Here is an 18,059-nt window from a genome sequence, read left to right on the forward strand (position 1 = left end):
TGAAAGCGTTGACTCTTACTTTAATGATGACGAGTTAAGTTACGCAAACAAAGAAGTTCACTCACCCAAATAATACTGAATCAGGGAAGTTAAAAGAGTCGAATAGGAGATGTGTCAGCCCACACTTCTATGCAGGCTGGTCTTATAACCACTTTGGGCCTCTTCAAAACTCAACGGGTGATAACCTAAGAAAGCTTATGTCCTGTATTTATCACTAATTTTTAAAATATTTAATACTTCCCTTCATCCCAAAGACAATATGTCCCTTATCTAAAATTAGAGTATCCGCAAAGATATTCTCAGGCTTCTCACCTTCAGAAAAGAGGCGGGATTTGATAAGGCTTCCATCATTAAGATCTAAGTAAGATATCTTTCCAAGGCGATCAATAAAGATCAGCTTCTCTCCGTCGTATTTCATTGATGAGTAGTTATAACCGAGCTTCTTCTTGCGACTCTCATATTTCCATTTAAGTTCGGAAGTTACGCTATTCCAAGCATAGACACGTCCATCAAAATCATTAAAGACAACAATATCATCAAAGACTAAAGGCTTTCCAATTACTGGTGAATCAATTTCAACAGAACTAATTCTGCCCCCTAATGAATTAAAGCATACAAGTCCACCAAGCTCTGACTTCACATGAAGTTCACCTTGAATAAAGCAAATATTCTCACGTGTTGCAACAGGTCCATACCAACTTGAAAGAGATAGCTCTTCACGCCAAATTTGCTTTCCGCTCTTGGCATCAATTTTATAAGCAAAAGGTCTGGCCTTCCCAAGATCTTCTTCAGGAACACCACTTGCAACATAAACGGCATTATCTTTTAAAAGAACAAAGGCATCCATATGGCCACCTTCAAAATGCCAGATTTCTTTCATTGTTTCAGGATCAATTGCATAGAGGCCATCCCCACCAGCTGTTTGAAAAAGATAGTCCTTTCCTTCAATTGTGTGAATGACAGGAAGAATCTCTGTATGTCCCTTAGTTTTAAAAGAGCCTACAACCTTCTTTGTCTTAGGATTAAATTTATAAACCCTCATATGATGAGAAGCATGAAGCCCTTCGCCAAAATATAAGAAGCCTTTAAAATAGACAGGAGTTGGCGACAGAAACTTACCAAAGAAAATCTTATTCTTTATGGCCCCAGTTTCTATATCCAAAACAAAGAGATTACCTTCATTAGATCCAACAAAAAGCTCTCCATCGACAACAGTACCGGAAGCAAAGATTCCTTCAGGTACAACTTGTTGCCAAATAAAATTTTCAGGATCAACATTTATTGGGTCTTTCTTATAAGTGATATCACTATTAAAAGTATCTTGAATAAATAGAGGTACCGGCCCATGCTTTATATATTGATAGGCTTCCATTCCACCGTAGATAAGAAGATTAAAAATCATTGCAGAGATTAACACCTTAGGCTTTAGTAAAACCTCAAGAAGCTTTTTTGGCCCTTCGGCCTTAAGCTTTACCCCAAAGAGCCCTGCAATAAATGTTGCAACAACAGTAATTCCTGTACTTAGAAAAGCTAAGGGTAACAATACCGTTGGAACAATAGAGTAACTATAGTCACTACAAAAGTTGTTATTGCATGAGTTTAATACTTCCAGAATTTCCATCAACGAAAACATCCTCTCCACCTTTAAATTTAATATGACATTGTTTAATTCCACTTACAGCAGGAATTCCCATTTCTCTGGCAACAATTGCACAATGTGACAGAACACCACCACGCTCAACAATGATCCCACTTGCTTTAGTGAAAACTGGTGTCCATCCTGGATCAGTTGATTGAGCGACGACAATTGCATTTTCAGGCCATTCAATCTCTTTCCAATTTGAAGGATTATTGATGACAACAACCTTGCCCCTAACCATTCCTGAAGATAGTCCTTCTCCGACCAGATTGTTTGAAGAAGCTTCTTCATTACCATCAATAACAGACTTTATTTCTCTTAAAGAAGTAACTGTTGAAAAATTGAAGTTTCGAAACATTTCAATCTTATGCTTTCTTTCTATGATAAGGCTTAAGTAACTACTTTTAAAATTCTTTATCTCATGGATATGAAGATAAAAGATATCATTTAAGTCATCTAATTTATATCGACGTGCGATTTCTAAACAAAGATATCGAATATGGGCATAAGGTTTTAAAATCGCCATTTTCCACTTCTCTCTTAGCTCTAAGAGATCCTTTAAAATCTTCCACTCTTCTAAGATTAAAGTCTTTTTAAATGACTTCATTGCCATAATTTCGGCTTCAACATCATCTAATGTATGATTATTTTTTTCTTTTACATACTTCTCTAAGGGATAATCATAGAATGCATCATCACCAATCTCTGCCCATCTCTTAGCACTGAGATCGAGCTCTCCCGGACCACGATGACCATAGCGAGCAAGAAAGTTATGACGAGCATTGGGCTTTGCACATGCTTTTTTAAAGTAGAGTCCCATTTTAAATGTTTCTGAATTTATTCCTGCTCCAGACCATCTCTTAATTAAGTGATCTGCCTCTTGAGGAGTATAGATACTTTTTAAAAGAGATATTAAGGTTTGAATTGTTGTCTCTGTTAATGAGATCAAGATATAAGGCCATACCAAAGTTCTCTCACTAAAAAGTGATGACTCTTTTGAGAAGCGACTTAATAGATCTTCCAATGTCCAATCTTGATAGATCTTACTATCATATGGCCTTTTATTAATAACAGAAATATCCACTAATGCCTTCGTTGCATCATTAATAACTTCTTTTCTATGTGTATTGATTGAGAGGCCAACCTTCAACATTCTCCACATTGTCTGAGGTGTCTTCATAAGAATGTGTGGAGTAACTTTTGAAAAATGAAATTTTAAATGCGGCCTAGGAATTGGCTCTATTGTATAAGGGATTGGACCAAAATACATTTGCCCAAGCTTTGAAAGGTTAATATAACTTCGTCCAAAGACCTCATCCATTAAACACTCATCTTTACTGAAGCCGACATAACCAAGCTCTTGCAAGGCCTTATCGAATGCCTGATCCTTCTTAAATGAATTTGCCCAAATCTCAGTTGTTAATGTTGTTGGCGCTGTTGTCCATTCTGCAAATGTCTGTCCATCCCAGACTGTCTCTTGAGGATAAATTGACTCTAATCTTTCAAGCTCCTCATGGCCAATTCTCTTAAGATTTGAAATTGAAGCTTTTGCTGTAATTGGCCTTGCTTGAAGAAGATAGACAATCCCCTTTTTATCAATGGCCCATTCAATATCAAAATCATCCTGATACTTATCTTCCACAAGTTTTGCACAACGAATAATTTCATCAATTTGTTCAGAAGTTATATCTGGGCTTACTCTTTGAGACTCACTCAAGATTGTGGGAGTTCTTTTCCCAGAAACAAGATCTTCGCCGACTCCATCAATATATTCAAGCATCCAAGACTCAAACTTCCCTCTTGGGTCTTTTGAAAAATAAACTCCTGAAAAAGATGGGTCAATCATACGCTGAATAACAACGTTCATTGGGACTTCTTTAGAGCTTCCTAAGAAATGTTGGCGATAGGCTTTTGAAGATTCTTTATTAATTGAGTTAAAGCAGTCAGTAATCGCTCTTTTTAAATCAATATCATTATCGACATAGAGGAATGTGGAATTCTGGCCAGCAAAACTATTCTCTTTCGAGTCTTCCCCTGTAGCAGAACTTCTAACTGCCAAAGAGTATTCTCCATCTTTAGCAAATTGATAAACTTCCTCTAATTCTCTATCTGATGGCATTGCATCCAAGATAATTCCATTAGGAACAGGAATATTCATCTGTGCCATCATGGCAAGCATATAGGCTTTTCCACCTACTTGTGTTTTGTCTTCAGGTAAATTTTCAAAATAATATAACATCGGTCCATCCTCTCAATAAACTTATATCGTTTAAGAGTCAAAGAAGACATGATGTATATCATGAAAAACAATAATAACAGAACAGAAAGAAATTAATTTAAGAGAATATCTAAGATTTCCTGTTGCTCTTTTGTTCTTAAGCTCTTGTCAGTTACCACTGCGTTAAGATTGGCCTTTTCAGAGCTTTTCTTATCCTGATAAATCTTAGGTATTAAGTGCTTTAATAGCTCTTTTACATTAGACACATTCTTATTAATGACTGCTGTGATCTCTTCTAGTGAGCAAGCTTCATCTTTCCAACAATCGTAATCAGTTACAAGTGCTACTGTCGCATAAGCAATCCCTGCCTCTACTGAGAGATAGCTTTCAGGAACATTAGTCATTCCAATGACACTGGCACCAAAGCTACGATAGAGTTCACTTTCGGCACGACTTGAGTATTGAGGTCCTTCGATACAAATATAGCTGCCACCAAAGTGAAAGTTTGTATCAACTTTGTTTTGAACAGATTTGATCGATTCGACAAGCTCTAGCGAGATTGGTTGTGCAACAGAGACATGTCCCACAATCCCATCTTCAAAGAAGCTTCTTTTGCGTAGTCCTTTGGTCCAATCAATAAATTGATCTGGCATAAAAAAGTCACCTGGAGCGACTTCTTCTTTTAATGACCCTACAGCTGAGATTGAGATTATATGAGTCACTCCTAACTTCTTAAGAGCAAAAATATTGGCACGATAATTTATATCAGAAGGAGAAATATGGTGTCCTACACCATGTCTTGTGACAAAGAAGAATTCGTAATCAGAAACCTTGAGTTTTTTTATCTTACTACTAGGTTCCCCAAATGGAGTCTGTATTTCTAGAGATTCAACTTCCTCTAAAATATCGAGGTCATAAACCCCACTTCCACCAATAATTCCTAATTTCATATATCCTACTTATAAAATACTGCTAAGAATTGATTATACTTCTTTAAATTCTTAGTTCGTGTATTAATAGTTGTAATCTCAACATTTAAACCAGCAGCATCGGCCCATCCAACAATTTCTTCATTTGAAAAGCCGAAGTGCTTTACACCCATTGCTTTAGGGTCGGGATGGAAACTACCGTCTTCAGTCTCAAGATCCACAATGGCCATCTTCCCCCCATCTCTTAACATTGAAGCAAGTTTAAGAGTCATTTTATCTGGAGAATCAAGGTGATGAAAAGTCATTGAACTTATAATGAGGTCAAACTTTTCATCTAAGTCATCTTTTTCTAAATCAATATTTATCGAACGAATATGATCTTGGTCACTTGTCTTCTTGTTAAAGACTTCAAGCATACCGTGTGAAGTATCAACCCCTGTTATACTTTTTGCGATATTTATGAATTCAAGGCCAAAAAGTCCAGTACCACATCCAAAGTCTAGGATATCCACTTCTTTTGAAATATTTAAAACCTGAAGAGTTTTTTGCGCTAACTCTCCCATTAACTTAATTTTATCTTCTGAATCCCATGTATTTGCAGCATGATTAAAATGAGACATATTAAACTCCAATTGATTTTATGATTCAAAGTCAAAGTAATCAGATAACTCCCCTTCATCATCTGCAAGATCATCAGGGTTATAATCATCTAGAAAACCGATATGATAAAGAGCGTCTCCGGCCATGACAAGAGAAGAAGTACTCATTCCTAGAATAACTCCATCGTGTTCCATTCGAATCTTAGTAATAAGGTCCCCAGACATTTGCCTAAGCTCACCAACGACTTCACCCTCTTTTACAATCTTTCCATACTTTGCTTTATTTAAAAGAAGCCCTCCTCGTGAAGCACGCATCCATCTTCTTTTTTTAATTATAAACTTTTCACCAATAAACTCTTTCTTGGCCTTAATCATCCCATATTGGTGAAGAACACTTTTTATAAGATTTAGACCGTATTTGGCTATAGTTTCATCAATCCTAAGGCCTTCCCCTCCTTCAAAAACGATACATGGTTTACCTAATTCGCTGATTGCTTCTCTAAGTGAGCCATCACGTAAAGCACTATTTACAACAAGTGGTATACTCACATTTTCGACGAGTTCGTGCATTCCAGGAGTACTCAAATCACAACGGATTTGAGGTATATTAAAGCGGCCAGCACCGCCAGAATGTAGATCAATAAAAACATCACCATAGCGAGTAACATTCCTAAAGATAAAGTCAGCAAAGCGAGATCCAAAGTTCCCTTTATTCTTACCAGGAAAGCAGCGATTAATATCTTTTCGATCCGGAAGGTAACGGTGCTTATTTAAGAAACCATAGATATTGACAGTAGGAAGAACAATTAAAGTCCCCTTTAAGAGCTTCATCTTTTTCTTCATAAGAAGCTGGGCCGTACGAAGTCCATTAATTTCATCTCCATGCATACAGGCGGTGACAACCACACAAGGAGAAACTTCTTTAGTCGCCCGATAAACGTAGACTGGAGCCTTAACTTTTTGAAGTCCATAAAATGATGGAAAATCCACAAAGTCCAGACGTGGATAGCCGATTTCGTAATCTTCAATATCTAAATCAAATAAAGAACTCTTCAATCAAATATCCTTTTTTACACTTTCAAAATTCTTCTCAATATATTCAATTATTTTAACGGCAATATTCTTCTCATTAGTTCCCTCAATTCCTTCAAGACCTGGAGATGAGTTAACCTCTAATATCTTTGGTCCACTGCCTGAGCGTATAATATCAACTCCGGCCATATTTAACTTCATGGCCTTTGCTGCCGCCACTGCAACTTTTCTTTCTTCGGGAGTAATTTTAACTTTTATCCCAACACCACCACGGTGAATATTAGAACGAAACTCTCCTTCTTTTGCCTGTCTCATCATGGTAGCGATAACCTTATCCCCTACAACAAAACAGCGAATATCTGCACCTTTTGCATCTTTAACAAATTCTTGAACAAGGAAGTTTGCATGTAACACTCTAAAGGCATCTATTAAGCTTTCTGAAGCTTTATGAGTTTCTCCAAGAAGAACACCTCGCCCCTGAGAGCCTTCAAGAAGTTTAACAACAAGAGGCGCCCCACCAACTAACTCAATTAACTTATCTGTTTGTTGAGTTGTTTTTGCAAAACTTGTTTTAGGAAGTGGTAATTCCTTATGTGAAAGGATCTGCATTGAGCGTAGCTTATCTCTTGAGCGTCCGATAGCATTTGAAGAGTTCAAACAATAAACTCCCATCATTTCAAATTGACGAACAATGGCCATTCCATAGGCACTAATACTAGCACCAATACGTGGAATTACAGCATCAACATTACTTAGCTTTCTCTTCTTATAATGAACCATTGGTGAGCCAGAGGTTACATCAACAAAGCAATCACTTGGATGAACAACTTCAATCTTATGACCTTTTTTCTTTGCTTCCTCTACCAGTCTCTTAGTTGAGTAGAGGTTCTTATTTGAAGATAAAATAACAATATTCATAATTTCTCCATAAATGATTACATTCAATTTTACAGTGATTTTACTCTGAAAATTCTCTTTTAAGTAAATAGAAAAGTTAAAAAAATTTAACTAGACTCAACAAGCTCCATATTCAAAAACCACATCTCTAAATATATATACCATAGATTAGATAAGATGACTTAACGCCACAGGACAAGAAAATTAAGATTTTCTTAACTTTACGTTTATATCTTACGATTATTAAATCAGAAAAAATAATCTTGCGGGTTTCACCTCACTAAAGCATGATCTTAATCATAGCAAGGATTAAAATTTACATACAAAACCACTAATTTCTTATGAATAACAAACCTCTCTCTCTCCTCCTCATTTTTAGACACTTTTATTAGATAAAATCTTTTTACTTTTTTCATGGTCAAATATTCACCTGAAAATAAAATAAAAATTTTTATTCATTTTACAATTTTGGTTTACAAAACTTCCCTTTTCATACAAATAGGACTGCGAAATCTTAAAACTCTAAAGGTATTGGTAGGTATTTGTATGGCGATCAATCTTATTATTAGCATGGACTGGGAAGGTATTTCTTTAGAGCATAAGAACCTTTCGGCCATTAGTCAGTTCAAACAAAAATGGAATGCACCAATTGTTCATTACAAGAATGCCGCTTATTACACCAATAAACGTCTTGAAAATATGGATATCAACAAAACAATGAAGTCTGTTATCTCTCAAGACGATGAAATTGGTCTACATCTCCATACTCCTCGCCACTTTGTGCAAGCGGCAGGTGTTATGCCAAGAATGGCGCCATGCTTTAGCAAATACGGTGATTATAATGCTGGCGACATGAATGGTCAGGAAGTAATGCTTGTTGCCTATAACAAAGATGAAGTAAAGGCCATGATCCAATATTCACTAGAGAAATTAAAGAGTAACGGATTTGATGCTATTCATTCTTTTAGAGCTGGCGGATGGATGTCTGATGAAAGAGTCTGGGAAGCACTTGTTGAAACAGGTATACCAATTGAAAGTTCTGCAACAAATTACAACCTACTGAATGGAAGCTCTTGGGAAGGAGACAATCTCCAACGCTATATTTCCCTCATTTGGGGAGAATTGAATGTTCTATCTCGTCCATATTATCTTCAAAACTTCTGCGGAAGTCTTTTTGAAATTCCTAATAACCTAGGGGCCATTGATTATTGGAAAGAGCAGACTATTGATGATCACCTTGCAGCAATAACTGATCACTATAATGCCAATGAAGATATGTATTTAGTTATTAATTCTCACCAGGAAACTGCCCAAGAGAACTTTCACAAACTAGATAATTTTCTGAGTCGCTTAACTGATGATTATGGTGATGATATAAACTTTACAACAAATAAAGATATTTATTTTAACGAATTAAAGAAGAATAGTTAAAAGGGAAGACTAGTTCCCTTTTATCAACTTCTCTTTTAAATCCTCATCAACACTTTGTGGGCCAATCCATGGAGAATGCACAATTGAGAATAACTTCTTATCATCTTTCTTAGAAGAAATGGTTTCTCCATTCTTTTGAATAATAACATCTGAACCGTTTAGTTTATAAATCGCCAATACATCGCCTTCTTTAACATCAACAGCATTATTCTTTAACCATTCCAGCTGTTTCTCAACGCCTTTAAGTTTACCTAGTGATTCATCCCAACCAGCTTGAGAATGTTTACGCTCTACATCTCTTAAGTAAGTAATCTTAATTAATTCATCATCTGAGACAATACTTTTAAAATAACTAACTTTATAAACATCCCAGAAGTAATATGAAAGAACACCTTCTCCAACGAGCTTAAAGTCCTTATCCATTTTGGCCATTACAAGCATAGGAAATAATAAAACTAATATTAATAACTTATTCATATTGAATGACTCCTATTTTCCTCAATGGAATTAAAGTGAGATAAGTAAAGTCTAGCTCAAATGAATTAGTCGCAAAGTTTATACTATTTTCTTTAGCATGATGATTATTTTGATATAACTCACCCATCATAAGGAAATCTATAATTAAAGTATTCTTTGAATGATCATCGAGATCATGGTTTCGATAACCGTACTTATGGCCACACCAATTCACAATGGCCCCGTGTATTGGACCAAGTAAACTATGGATAGGAACAAGAAGTAAAAACCAAAGAGAATCTGTAAAAAGTAAGTACATGAGTGTGTAAAACACAACAAAGAGAGATCTGACGGGAATAGAGTCAGCAATAGCAACAATTTTGGGAAAAGTTTCACGTTGCGTTTTTACACTCATGTACTTACGGTATGTATGTAACATCATATCGACAATATTCTTACTAACAACAGGAGAATGAGGGTCTCCCTCTAGATCCGAATGAATATGATGCTGCATATGTAAAGTTTTGTAATGTTGAGGGCGAAGAAAGCTTGGACCTTGCGATAAGATCGTGAGTATCAAAAAGAATCGATCCCAACCACGCGACATCTTACATTGATCGTGAGAAATATAGCGATGCAAGTAAAATGACTGGCAAAATAACGATAAATACCAATGAATAAATAGAAATCCTATCGCAAAATACATACTAGCTCCGTTTTACTCTGAGGCCCTAACTAATTTCTTATTGAATAAGAAGTGGCCAACAAACCACTCATCTCCATTATTATGACCAAAAAGTTCAGCACAAGAGGCAAAGAAGATTTTCCATCTTTCAAACCATAATTTTGCATCTTCTGCTCCATAAGTATCAGCAAGAACATTCATGAGAGCTTTTTCATGTTTATCCATATTTTTAAACCAAGCTTCTGAAGTTTCTTGATAATGCTTACCATTTACTTTCCACTTCTCTTCTAAAGAAAGTGAATCTTGCACTCTTTCAAAAAGGTCAAAACTTGGCATGACGCCACCAGTGAAGAAATACTTCCCCATCCAGTTATCATCGCCCTCAGTTTCAAAAAAGTATGAAGCACTCTTATGACAGAAGATATGAATGAAGACCTTACCATCATCCTTTAGCCAACTAGCAACCTTTTCAAAAAGAACATTATAATTTCTCATATGCTCAAACATTTCAATTGAAACAATACGATCAAATTGCTTATCGATACTAAAAGTATTCATATCTTGCGTTAATATCTTTAAATTACTAAGCCCACGACTCTTTGCTTTCGATTCAATAAATTCACGTTGAGACGATGAATTTGAAATGGCCGTAACTTTTGAATTCGGATACTTTTTTGCTAGATATAGAGTTAAAGAACCCCATCCACAGCCAAGTTCAAGAATATCCATTCCATCTTCAAGCTGCGCTCTTTTACAATAAAGTTCAAGCATCGCTTCTTCTGCTTCATCAAGAGTCTTTACTCCTCTTTCAAAAAGAGAACTTGAATACTTTAAATTCTTACCAAGAACTAACTCAAAGAAACCAGCTGGTAACTCATAATGTTGCTCATTGGCCTTGTCTGTATCTTGAGCGATAACAGATGAATTAAGCTCACCTAAGATGCCATCTCGATGAAAACTGAAGTTCTCATAAATTTCGTCTTGTCTTTGCTTAATTAGCTTTCTAATTCCGACACGAATTAACGGATCAGGAATATAACCTCTTTCAGCAGCATTCATTAAAAATGACATATATTCTCCTTAGTTACGATATAGTGGTTTTCCAAAAGTTAAATGAGAAACACCAATGGCCCTTTCGTGGAATCCACCGATGCAATATGAGAAGTAAAAGTTCCATAATCTTATAAATTCCTCATCTTCTCCAAGTTTTGGGATTTCATGAGTATTTGTATTAAAACGTTTTTTCCATTCCTCAAGAGTTCTTGCATAATGTGATGTAAAGTCCACTTGATTATATAAACGCATATCTGAAGTAGACTTAAATGATGAAAGAACAGCATGAATTGAAGGAATAAAGCTTCCAGGGAAAATAAACTTTTTAATGAAGTCTAATTCCTTTACGGCACGGTCATATTCTTGATCGTTAATTGTAATAATCTGAAGTAGGGCCAGCCCATCCTCAACCAAGAGATCAGATATCTTTTGCGTATAACTATCTAAAAACTGCTCACCTACTGCTTCAATCATTTCTATTGATACAACACGATCATACTCACCTTTTAGAAGACGATAATCATCTTTCAATAAAGTGATCTTATCTTCTAGACCTTCTTTAGCAATTCTCTCTTTTGTTACACGATACTGATTATCTGATATTGTTGTCGTCGTAACGTGGCAGTCATAATTCTTTGCAAGATAGATCGCCAATGCACCCCAACCAGAACCAATCTCAAGAATACGATTTTCAGCTCGTATATCGAGGCGCTCAGCGATTAGCTTAAGCTTTGCTTGCTGTGCCTCCTCTAGTGTTGATTCTTCGTTTTCAAAAAATGCAGATGAGTACATCATAGATTCATCTAAAAAGTGTTCAAAAAGCTCATCTGGAAGATCATAGTGCGCTTTAATATTCTTCTTTGAACCATCAATAGTATTCCTGTCTTGCCAATACTCAATTAGCCTTGCAGGCTTTAGAAGATTAACAAGGCCTGAGTCCACTTGACTGAGTGTAGACTTATTTAAAGCAAATAGTCTCATAACATTATCAAGATCATCAGTGTCCCATTTCTTAAGAATATAAGACTCTGCTGCACCTATTGATCCTTTAGTGAAAACATCAACAAAGAAAGAAGGATCATTGACCTTGATTTCAGCATTAACAAGGATATCACCTTTACCAACCTCAGTAGTGATATCTTGTTCAATAATCTTAAGACGTCCATATTGAAGATCATCTAATGATTTAAGTATTAGCTTTCTAATGGATCTTGTTAAAAAACCATAGTTTGATAGCGCTTGTACTTCAGGGTATTTCTGAAGAGTTTTATAGTCTGGTTTCATAATACACCTTCCTTATTTTTATCTGAGATTATTGATCTACGACTGTCTGGGTTTGGATGATCAAAGAATGGAATTCTTTTCATCCATAGTCTTAATGCTTGAAAATATATTCCAAATATCATTTTAAAAGTCATTAGCGGATGTTTAAAAAGCATTCGATTTAAAGAACGAGATGAAATATTAACCCGTTTTAACTGAAGTCCTGCAAAGAAGACTGCACTGCCTTTATCTAAGCTTGTCATATGAATTCTAAGAGAATTCGATGGCACAAAGAATTCCCAAATATACTTAATATCCATTGGGAAAAATGGTGAGATATGAAATTTCTTATCGAGCTTAATTTTTAATGATTTGTCATTTACATCCTCCCCATCAAAGACATAACAATAACGCTCACCCCAAGGAGTATTTTCGATTTCTGCCATTAAGGCATCAAGCGTCTCTCCATCCTCTTTATAACAATAGTAAAAACTCACTGAGTTAAAACAATAACCAAAGAAGCGTAAATTTGTTAAAATTCTTACTGGCCCATTTGGTCTTCTACCAATCTTGTCTTCAACAGTGTTAAAAACTTCTTCTTTCAGTGGTTTTGACTTATCGCCATGGTAATCACTTCTTCGAAAAGAAATAAAGTTCAACTTTTCAAGAGACCAAAACTTTGATTTAGAGAAGACTTCATCAAGTTCATCTAAATCAATATAGCTTAGAAATAACTTGTACTTGAAGTTATGCTCCTTGGGTGAATAACGGTTGTGAAGGACTTCTCCTTCGTAGAGGCAGCTTTTCATATCTTCTCCAGTTCCTCTACAACACGAAGAGCACTGAAAACACCATCTTCGTGAAAGCCATTACGCCAATATGCTCCACAATAGTGAGTACGATTCTTTCCACTTATATCTTTCCAACTTTCTTGTGCCTTCATCCCCTCGAGAGAGAATAATGGATGCATATAATCCATTTTTTTAATTATTTTCTTCTCATCTATTTTTCGGTATGGGTTTAGAGTGACATTGAACAAATTCTTACTCTTTAACTCTTGTAAGATATTCATATTGTATGTCACTGTGGCCCCTACTTTTCTTTCAATAGGAAGTTGATAATTCCATGCTGCCCAAGCAAGCTTCTTCTTTGGAAGAAAACTTCGATCTAAGTGTAAGTATGTTGGATTAGCAATATAAGGAATTGAAGAAAGAACCTCGCTCTCTTTTTGTGTTGGAGCATCTAAAATCTTTAATGAAATATCACTATGTGTTGCAAAAATAACATGATCAAATTTTTCGCTCCCATTCTTTGTTTCCACAACAATGTGATCATCATGACGAATAACTTTTTGAACGGGAGTATTTAATCTAACACTATCCTTAAAATGTGGAAGCATTTTATCAATATAAGAATTTGATCCTCCATCAATTACATACCACTGCGGACGATCATCAACCTCTAGGAAGCCGTGATTTTCAAAAAATCTTAGTACGAATTTAGCAGGAAATTGCCATACATCTCTTGGGTCAGTCGACCATACCGCGGCCATCATAGGAACAATATAATATTCAATTACACTATCTTTAACTTTTCGTGATTCAAAAAATGCTTGAAGAGAGATATCTCCATTATCATTAGAGAGAAAATCCTTGGCCTTCTTATTAAAGTCAATTATTCCCTTTAGCATTGAATAGAATTTCGGTCTTAAAAAGTTTAATCGCTGAGCAAATAGAGTATTAAATGAGGTTCCATTGTACTCAAGACCAGTTTTATCACAGCTGACACTAAAGCTCATGGATGTCGGTTTATAAGCAACTTCTAATTCTTCAAGAAGTTTTAAAAAGTTTGGATAAGTCTTTTTATTAAAGACGATAAACCCAGTATCAACACGATGTTTTTCACCATCTAGCTCAATATCATGTGTATGAGTGTGCCCACCAAGGTAATCATTGGCCTCAAAAAGAGTAATGTCGTGCTTACTTGAAAGTTTGTATGCACATGTTAAACCAGAAATACCAGAACCAATGATTGCTATTTTCACTACTCCCCCTTCAGCCTTTTCTTAATGTACTTTGTGACTGATCCGAGAACAGGAATATGTTCATATATAAATTCACCCATATCAAAATAGTCGCGGTGATAGCTTACAAGTCCATTTTCATTAAACTTTATGACTGAGTTTCCATGAAGGATAACTGGTTTTCCTGAGTTTAGATTTGGAGTTCTCAAAATCATTTTCCATACTCCCACATGATTAGAACCATTTGAGATAATATCCGAAAACTCAAATTTGATATCAGTTACACCTTCATAAATACCTTTGTAATATCCCTTAACTTCATCGATTCCCTTATGGCGTCCAATAGGGTCAATAAATAGAGCATTAGGAGCATAGAAGTTATCAAGAATATCGACGTTATCAGCTCTTAATTCATTAAAGACCTTCTCTATTCGTTGGGCCTGAGATTTCGTTTGTGCATTATCATCTTGCGCGTATGCCATATCCACATTGCCTCCTATTAGTAATAAACTTGTCATTAAAATAATTATTGTGTTCACCTTTGGAAACCAAAGTAAAAAGCGGTTCGTTCTTTCTTGGTATTTACGGTAAAGATCACCCTTAGACTTTAATGAAGACTCCTCTGCCGGAGGTACTCCTGTTACTGAAGTAATAAGATAAAGCATGATCAAATACGGTATTAAACCGATAAATGAAATAGGTGCTGAACTAAGTCCATATACCCCAAAGCCGGCCCAAATTAATGTTTCAAAAAAATAATTTGGATGTCTTGAGTATTTCCAAAGACCGATATCACAGACTTTTCCACGATTTTCTTTATTGGAAACAAACCTTTTAAGCTGAGAATCAGCGATTAGCTCTCCAATAATTGCAATGGTAAAAATTAAAATTCCAAAGTAATTTGATAAATCAAAAGTTGGATTCATTATCGCTAGGTAGAGAGGGATAGCTAAGACAACATTTAATAAGGCTTCACCAACAAATAGCCCATAGAGATAGACTCCATACATGACTTTCCACTTTTTCTTTAACTCTATGTAGCGTTTATCTTCTCCCGTTTGTCTTATTCGAGTGAAGAGATGTGTGCTTAAGCGTGCAGACCAGATTCCGTAGAGACAAAAAAGCACAATAGCATTTAAGTTTTCAAAGAAGTTTTGGCCCTCTGGGTAGTTAAAATATAAAACTCCCATAATTAGAAAGAAGCTTGAGCACCAATAAAAGTCTAAGTAGGCAAATACCTTAACTCGAAAAGAGATGTACCAGCCAATCGTAAAATAGACTAGAAGCAGTGCTGTGATAATCAGTATACTTTCAAACACGTTTGATCCTTTTTAAGTCAGTTATCCTTATGCCTATTAGTACGCATAAGGCTTAGAAATAGATCAGTTAAATAAGAAAAAAAGCACAAAACAATGTAATTTCAACAGCTTACACCCAGTCTTTTATATTAAATAAGAAAAAATCAACTTTAATGTGATCCATTTTTTGATTCATCTCGTAATGAGTAATATGAGAGTAATAAATATGCAGGATCAAGTTTTAGCGAATTTAGGACTCAGATGTGATAGACTAATTCCTATTATTAGGAGACATCACAAAGTGCAATTGGGCCTAACTGAATTAGAAAACTTGATTCGAGAAATCGCTCAGGAAAAATCAAGACATGCTTTTAAGAAGCTATTTGATTTTTATTACCCAAAGGCGATGAACTACCTCCTTAAGGCTGGATTATCAAAGGAAGTTTGCGCAGAGCTTTCTCAAGAGGCCATGCTAAAGGTTTGGAAGAAGTCTTCCTCATACTCTCCAGAATTGGCCAATGTTAATACTTGGCTATTTACAATAATAAGAAATACAAAATATGACTATTTAAGAAAACAAAGCCGTGATCCTTTAGCAATCATAAGTGCTGATGATGTTTTTGATGAAAATATTCACACACTTGATTCTACGCATGAAATTGAAGAGATTTATCAAAGAGCGCAAACTCAAGAAATGATAACTAAACTCTCTCAAGATCAGCAGGATGTTCTCTACGGTATATACCGAGAAGGACTAACTCATTCGGAATTTGCTCACATGCGTGACATCCCCCTGGGGACAGTAAAATCACGGGTAAGACTAGCTATTAAAAACTTAAAATTACTAATGGAGGAAAAGTGAATAAGCTTTATCATCCTGACACAAATTTAATAAGAGACTATGTTAACGCTAAGTTACCAGCGGGAGCTTCTCTTCTAATATCAACTCACTTAAGTGAATGTGAGGACTGCCAACAACATATGGCCACACTTACAAACGAGGAAGCTCAAGTCTTCTTTAGTGATGATAGTGAGATCAAAAAAGATGAAGTGGACGATGCGTTTGAAAGCCTCTTTAATCGTATAGAAGATGAAGAAAGAGAAACGATTGTAAATATTAAAGCCAAGCAAAATACTGCAACGATTAACTTCGGAGACAAGGTATTTGAATTACCTGAAAAGTTGGCCTTTGCGGCAGAGAAAAACCTTAATTGGAAAGAGTTCGGTAATGATTGCGGTGTGGCACAAATTACAGAAGGTGCCGGTGGTGGTCTTTTCTTTATCTACATGGGACCAGGAGAAACTGTTCCAGAGCACGGCCACAGTGGACGTGAATATAGCTATGTTGTTGATGGTTATTATTACAGTGAAGGAACTCGTTTAAGTAATGGTGACTTTTCTGTATTTGATGAAAAAGATACTCATGCACCAGCAACTGCAAGTGATGAAGGATGCTTAGTGGTTTCATTTGTTGAAAACCGCCTTAACTTCTTTCAAGGATTATTGGCACCATTAAATCGTCTACTCTGGTGGTACCTTAAGAGGTCTTAGAAAGTTATTACTCGCAGCAATCAGTTGAAGATTCAAACTCTATTGTGGAATAGACAACATGATGACTAGATAAAACCTCTTTAATACTTTGCTTTAAAATGTCTAAGTCCCTTGCCTTTGTTTCCGGCGCAACAAGAATATGAAATCTTAAATAGAATGATTCATTATCTAATGACCAACCTTTAATAGCATGCATATCTTTTACAAGCTCTAAGGCCTCAACCTCTTCTTTTATTGTATTCATCTCAATTTCATCAGGAAAATGCTGAAGGAATATTAGTCCAACTTTTTTAAGATTATGATAAACACCTCTTAGAATAATAAATGAGATCAAGATCGAAAGAATCGAGTCTAAAATATACCAAGGCTTAAAATGAAGTATTACACTGACAATAAGAACGGCCACCCACCCCATTAAATCTTCTAATAGATGGTACATTACCATTTTTTGATTTAGGCCACTCGTCTTAGACATGCGATAAGCAGCAACCCCATTCACCACAATTCCCAATAAGGCCAGCCATAGCATTCCCATTGCCTGAACAGGCTCAGGTGCCATTATTCTTTGAACTGCTTCATAAATGACAAAAATACTACCAGAGAAAAGAATTAGGCCATTTATAAGTGCCGATAGAATCGAAAAACGGCGGTAACCGAAAGTAAATTGATTATCCGCTTCTTTCTTACTTAATTTTTCTGCGAAGTATGAAAATAAGAGAGCAAGGCTATCTCCGATATCATGGAGAGCATCTGAATAGATGGCCACACTATTTGTTAAGTAGCCGCCAATTAATTCAATCACAGCAAAACTAGCGTTGAGGAAAAATGCGATTAAGATATTCTTGCTATTCATATCACCATGATGATGGTGGTGATGATGATGGTGATGTCCTCCAGACATAAGGGCTCCTCAGATTCTGTGTAATTATTCATATTATTAATGATTAAACCGTAGAATTCAAGAGGGATACGATGTTATAATCTC

General features: G+C 35.7%; 17 protein-coding genes. 3 read left to right on the top strand and 14 right to left on the bottom strand.

Annotation, left to right across the window (positions count from 1 at the left end):
* Positions 1 to 214: 214 nt before the first annotated feature.
* From ACN5L8_RS05370 to rimK, 6 genes are all read right to left on the bottom strand, one after another.
* Positions 215 to 1,633 (bottom strand): PQQ-binding-like beta-propeller repeat protein, encoded by a 1,419-nt coding sequence (locus tag ACN5L8_RS05370; protein WP_419172515.1) that lies wholly within the window; start codon positions 1,631 to 1,633, stop codon positions 215 to 217.
* Positions 1,587 to 3,878: a PEP/pyruvate-binding domain-containing protein gene (locus ACN5L8_RS05375; RefSeq protein ID WP_419172516.1), complete on the bottom strand. Its 2,292-nt coding sequence runs from the start codon at positions 3,876 to 3,878 to the stop codon at positions 1,587 to 1,589. The genes ACN5L8_RS05370 and ACN5L8_RS05375 overlap by 47 nt, the downstream gene beginning before the upstream one ends.
* Before the next feature lie 92 nt (positions 3,879 to 3,970).
* Positions 3,971 to 4,807 carry an S-methyl-5'-thioadenosine phosphorylase gene (gene mtnP / locus ACN5L8_RS05380; RefSeq protein WP_115361054.1) on the bottom strand — a complete coding sequence of 279 codons (837 nt, stop codon included), beginning with the start codon at positions 4,805 to 4,807 and terminating at the stop codon, positions 3,971 to 3,973.
* Between the two features lie 5 nt (positions 4,808 to 4,812).
* Positions 4,813 to 5,406: a class I SAM-dependent DNA methyltransferase gene (locus tag ACN5L8_RS05385; RefSeq protein WP_419172517.1), complete on the bottom strand. Its 594-nt coding sequence runs from the start codon at positions 5,404 to 5,406 to the stop codon at positions 4,813 to 4,815.
* 18 nt (positions 5,407 to 5,424) lie between these two features.
* Positions 5,425 to 6,441 carry a succinylglutamate desuccinylase/aspartoacylase family protein gene (locus tag ACN5L8_RS05390; protein ID WP_419172518.1) on the bottom strand — a complete coding sequence of 339 codons (1,017 nt, stop codon included), beginning with the start codon at positions 6,439 to 6,441 and terminating at the stop codon, positions 5,425 to 5,427.
* Complete coding sequence (gene rimK / locus ACN5L8_RS05395) at positions 6,442 to 7,335, bottom strand: 30S ribosomal protein S6--L-glutamate ligase (RefSeq protein ID WP_115361060.1); 894 nt, start codon at positions 7,333 to 7,335, stop codon at positions 6,442 to 6,444.
* A gap of 525 nt (positions 7,336 to 7,860) precedes the next feature.
* On the opposite strand from rimK, the gene ACN5L8_RS05400 reads away from it, so the two are divergent.
* Positions 7,861 to 8,745, top strand: coding sequence for a hypothetical protein (locus ACN5L8_RS05400; RefSeq protein WP_419172519.1), 885 nt, complete (start codon positions 7,861 to 7,863; stop codon positions 8,743 to 8,745).
* Positions 8,746 to 8,754: 9 nt separating this feature from the next.
* Here ACN5L8_RS05400 and ACN5L8_RS05405 read toward each other — a convergent pair whose 3' ends face one another.
* From ACN5L8_RS05405 to ACN5L8_RS05435, 7 genes are read right to left on the bottom strand one after another with little or no spacing between them, the layout of a single operon-like run.
* A complete protein-coding gene (locus ACN5L8_RS05405) occupies positions 8,755 to 9,222 on the bottom strand; it encodes a chalcone isomerase family protein (protein WP_419172520.1) in 468 nt (155 codons plus the stop codon).
* Positions 9,215 to 9,907: a fatty acid desaturase gene (locus ACN5L8_RS05410; RefSeq protein ID WP_419172521.1), complete on the bottom strand. Its 693-nt coding sequence runs from the start codon at positions 9,905 to 9,907 to the stop codon at positions 9,215 to 9,217. The genes ACN5L8_RS05405 and ACN5L8_RS05410 overlap by 8 nt, the downstream gene beginning before the upstream one ends.
* 12 nt (positions 9,908 to 9,919) lie before the next feature.
* A complete protein-coding gene (locus tag ACN5L8_RS05415) occupies positions 9,920 to 10,957 on the bottom strand; it encodes an SAM-dependent methyltransferase (protein WP_115361067.1) in 1,038 nt (345 codons plus the stop codon).
* Between the two features lie 9 nt (positions 10,958 to 10,966).
* Complete coding sequence (locus ACN5L8_RS05420; RefSeq protein WP_115361069.1) at positions 10,967 to 12,223, bottom strand: SAM-dependent methyltransferase; 1,257 nt, start codon at positions 12,221 to 12,223, stop codon at positions 10,967 to 10,969.
* Complete coding sequence (locus ACN5L8_RS05425; protein WP_419172522.1) at positions 12,220 to 13,011, bottom strand: DUF1365 domain-containing protein; 792 nt, start codon at positions 13,009 to 13,011, stop codon at positions 12,220 to 12,222. Before ACN5L8_RS05425 ends, ACN5L8_RS05420 begins: the two co-directional genes overlap by 4 nt.
* Positions 13,008 to 14,246: an NAD(P)/FAD-dependent oxidoreductase gene (locus ACN5L8_RS05430; protein ID WP_412474258.1), complete on the bottom strand. Its 1,239-nt coding sequence runs from the start codon at positions 14,244 to 14,246 to the stop codon at positions 13,008 to 13,010. The genes ACN5L8_RS05425 and ACN5L8_RS05430 overlap by 4 nt, the downstream gene beginning before the upstream one ends.
* Positions 14,246 to 15,544, bottom strand: a complete 1,299-nt coding sequence (locus ACN5L8_RS05435; protein WP_419172523.1) for a DUF1295 domain-containing protein — start codon at positions 15,542 to 15,544, stop codon at positions 14,246 to 14,248. The genes ACN5L8_RS05430 and ACN5L8_RS05435 overlap by 1 nt, the downstream gene beginning before the upstream one ends.
* 280 nt (positions 15,545 to 15,824) lie before the next feature.
* Here ACN5L8_RS05435 and ACN5L8_RS05440 point away from each other — a divergent pair, with 280 nt between their 5' ends.
* Positions 15,825 to 16,385 carry a sigma-70 family RNA polymerase sigma factor gene (locus ACN5L8_RS05440; RefSeq protein ID WP_419172524.1) on the top strand — a complete coding sequence of 187 codons (561 nt, stop codon included), beginning with the start codon at positions 15,825 to 15,827 and terminating at the stop codon, positions 16,383 to 16,385.
* A complete protein-coding gene (locus tag ACN5L8_RS05445) occupies positions 16,382 to 17,074 on the top strand; it encodes a cupin domain-containing protein (protein WP_419172525.1) in 693 nt (230 codons plus the stop codon). The genes ACN5L8_RS05440 and ACN5L8_RS05445 overlap by 4 nt, the downstream gene beginning before the upstream one ends.
* A 7-nt stretch (positions 17,075 to 17,081) precedes the next feature.
* Here the strand turns inward: ACN5L8_RS05445 and ACN5L8_RS05450 are convergent, their stop codons facing one another.
* The gene (locus ACN5L8_RS05450) at positions 17,082 to 17,975 is read right to left on the bottom strand and encodes a cation diffusion facilitator family transporter (protein ID WP_419172526.1); all 894 of its coding nucleotides are present in this window, start codon (positions 17,973 to 17,975) and stop codon (positions 17,082 to 17,084) included.
* Positions 17,976 to 18,059 lie beyond the last annotated feature (84 nt).

This window comes from Halobacteriovorax sp. (assembly GCF_048381875.1).
Classification (GTDB): domain Bacteria; phylum Bdellovibrionota; class Bacteriovoracia; order Bacteriovoracales; family Bacteriovoracaceae; genus Halobacteriovorax_A; species Halobacteriovorax_A vibrionivorans.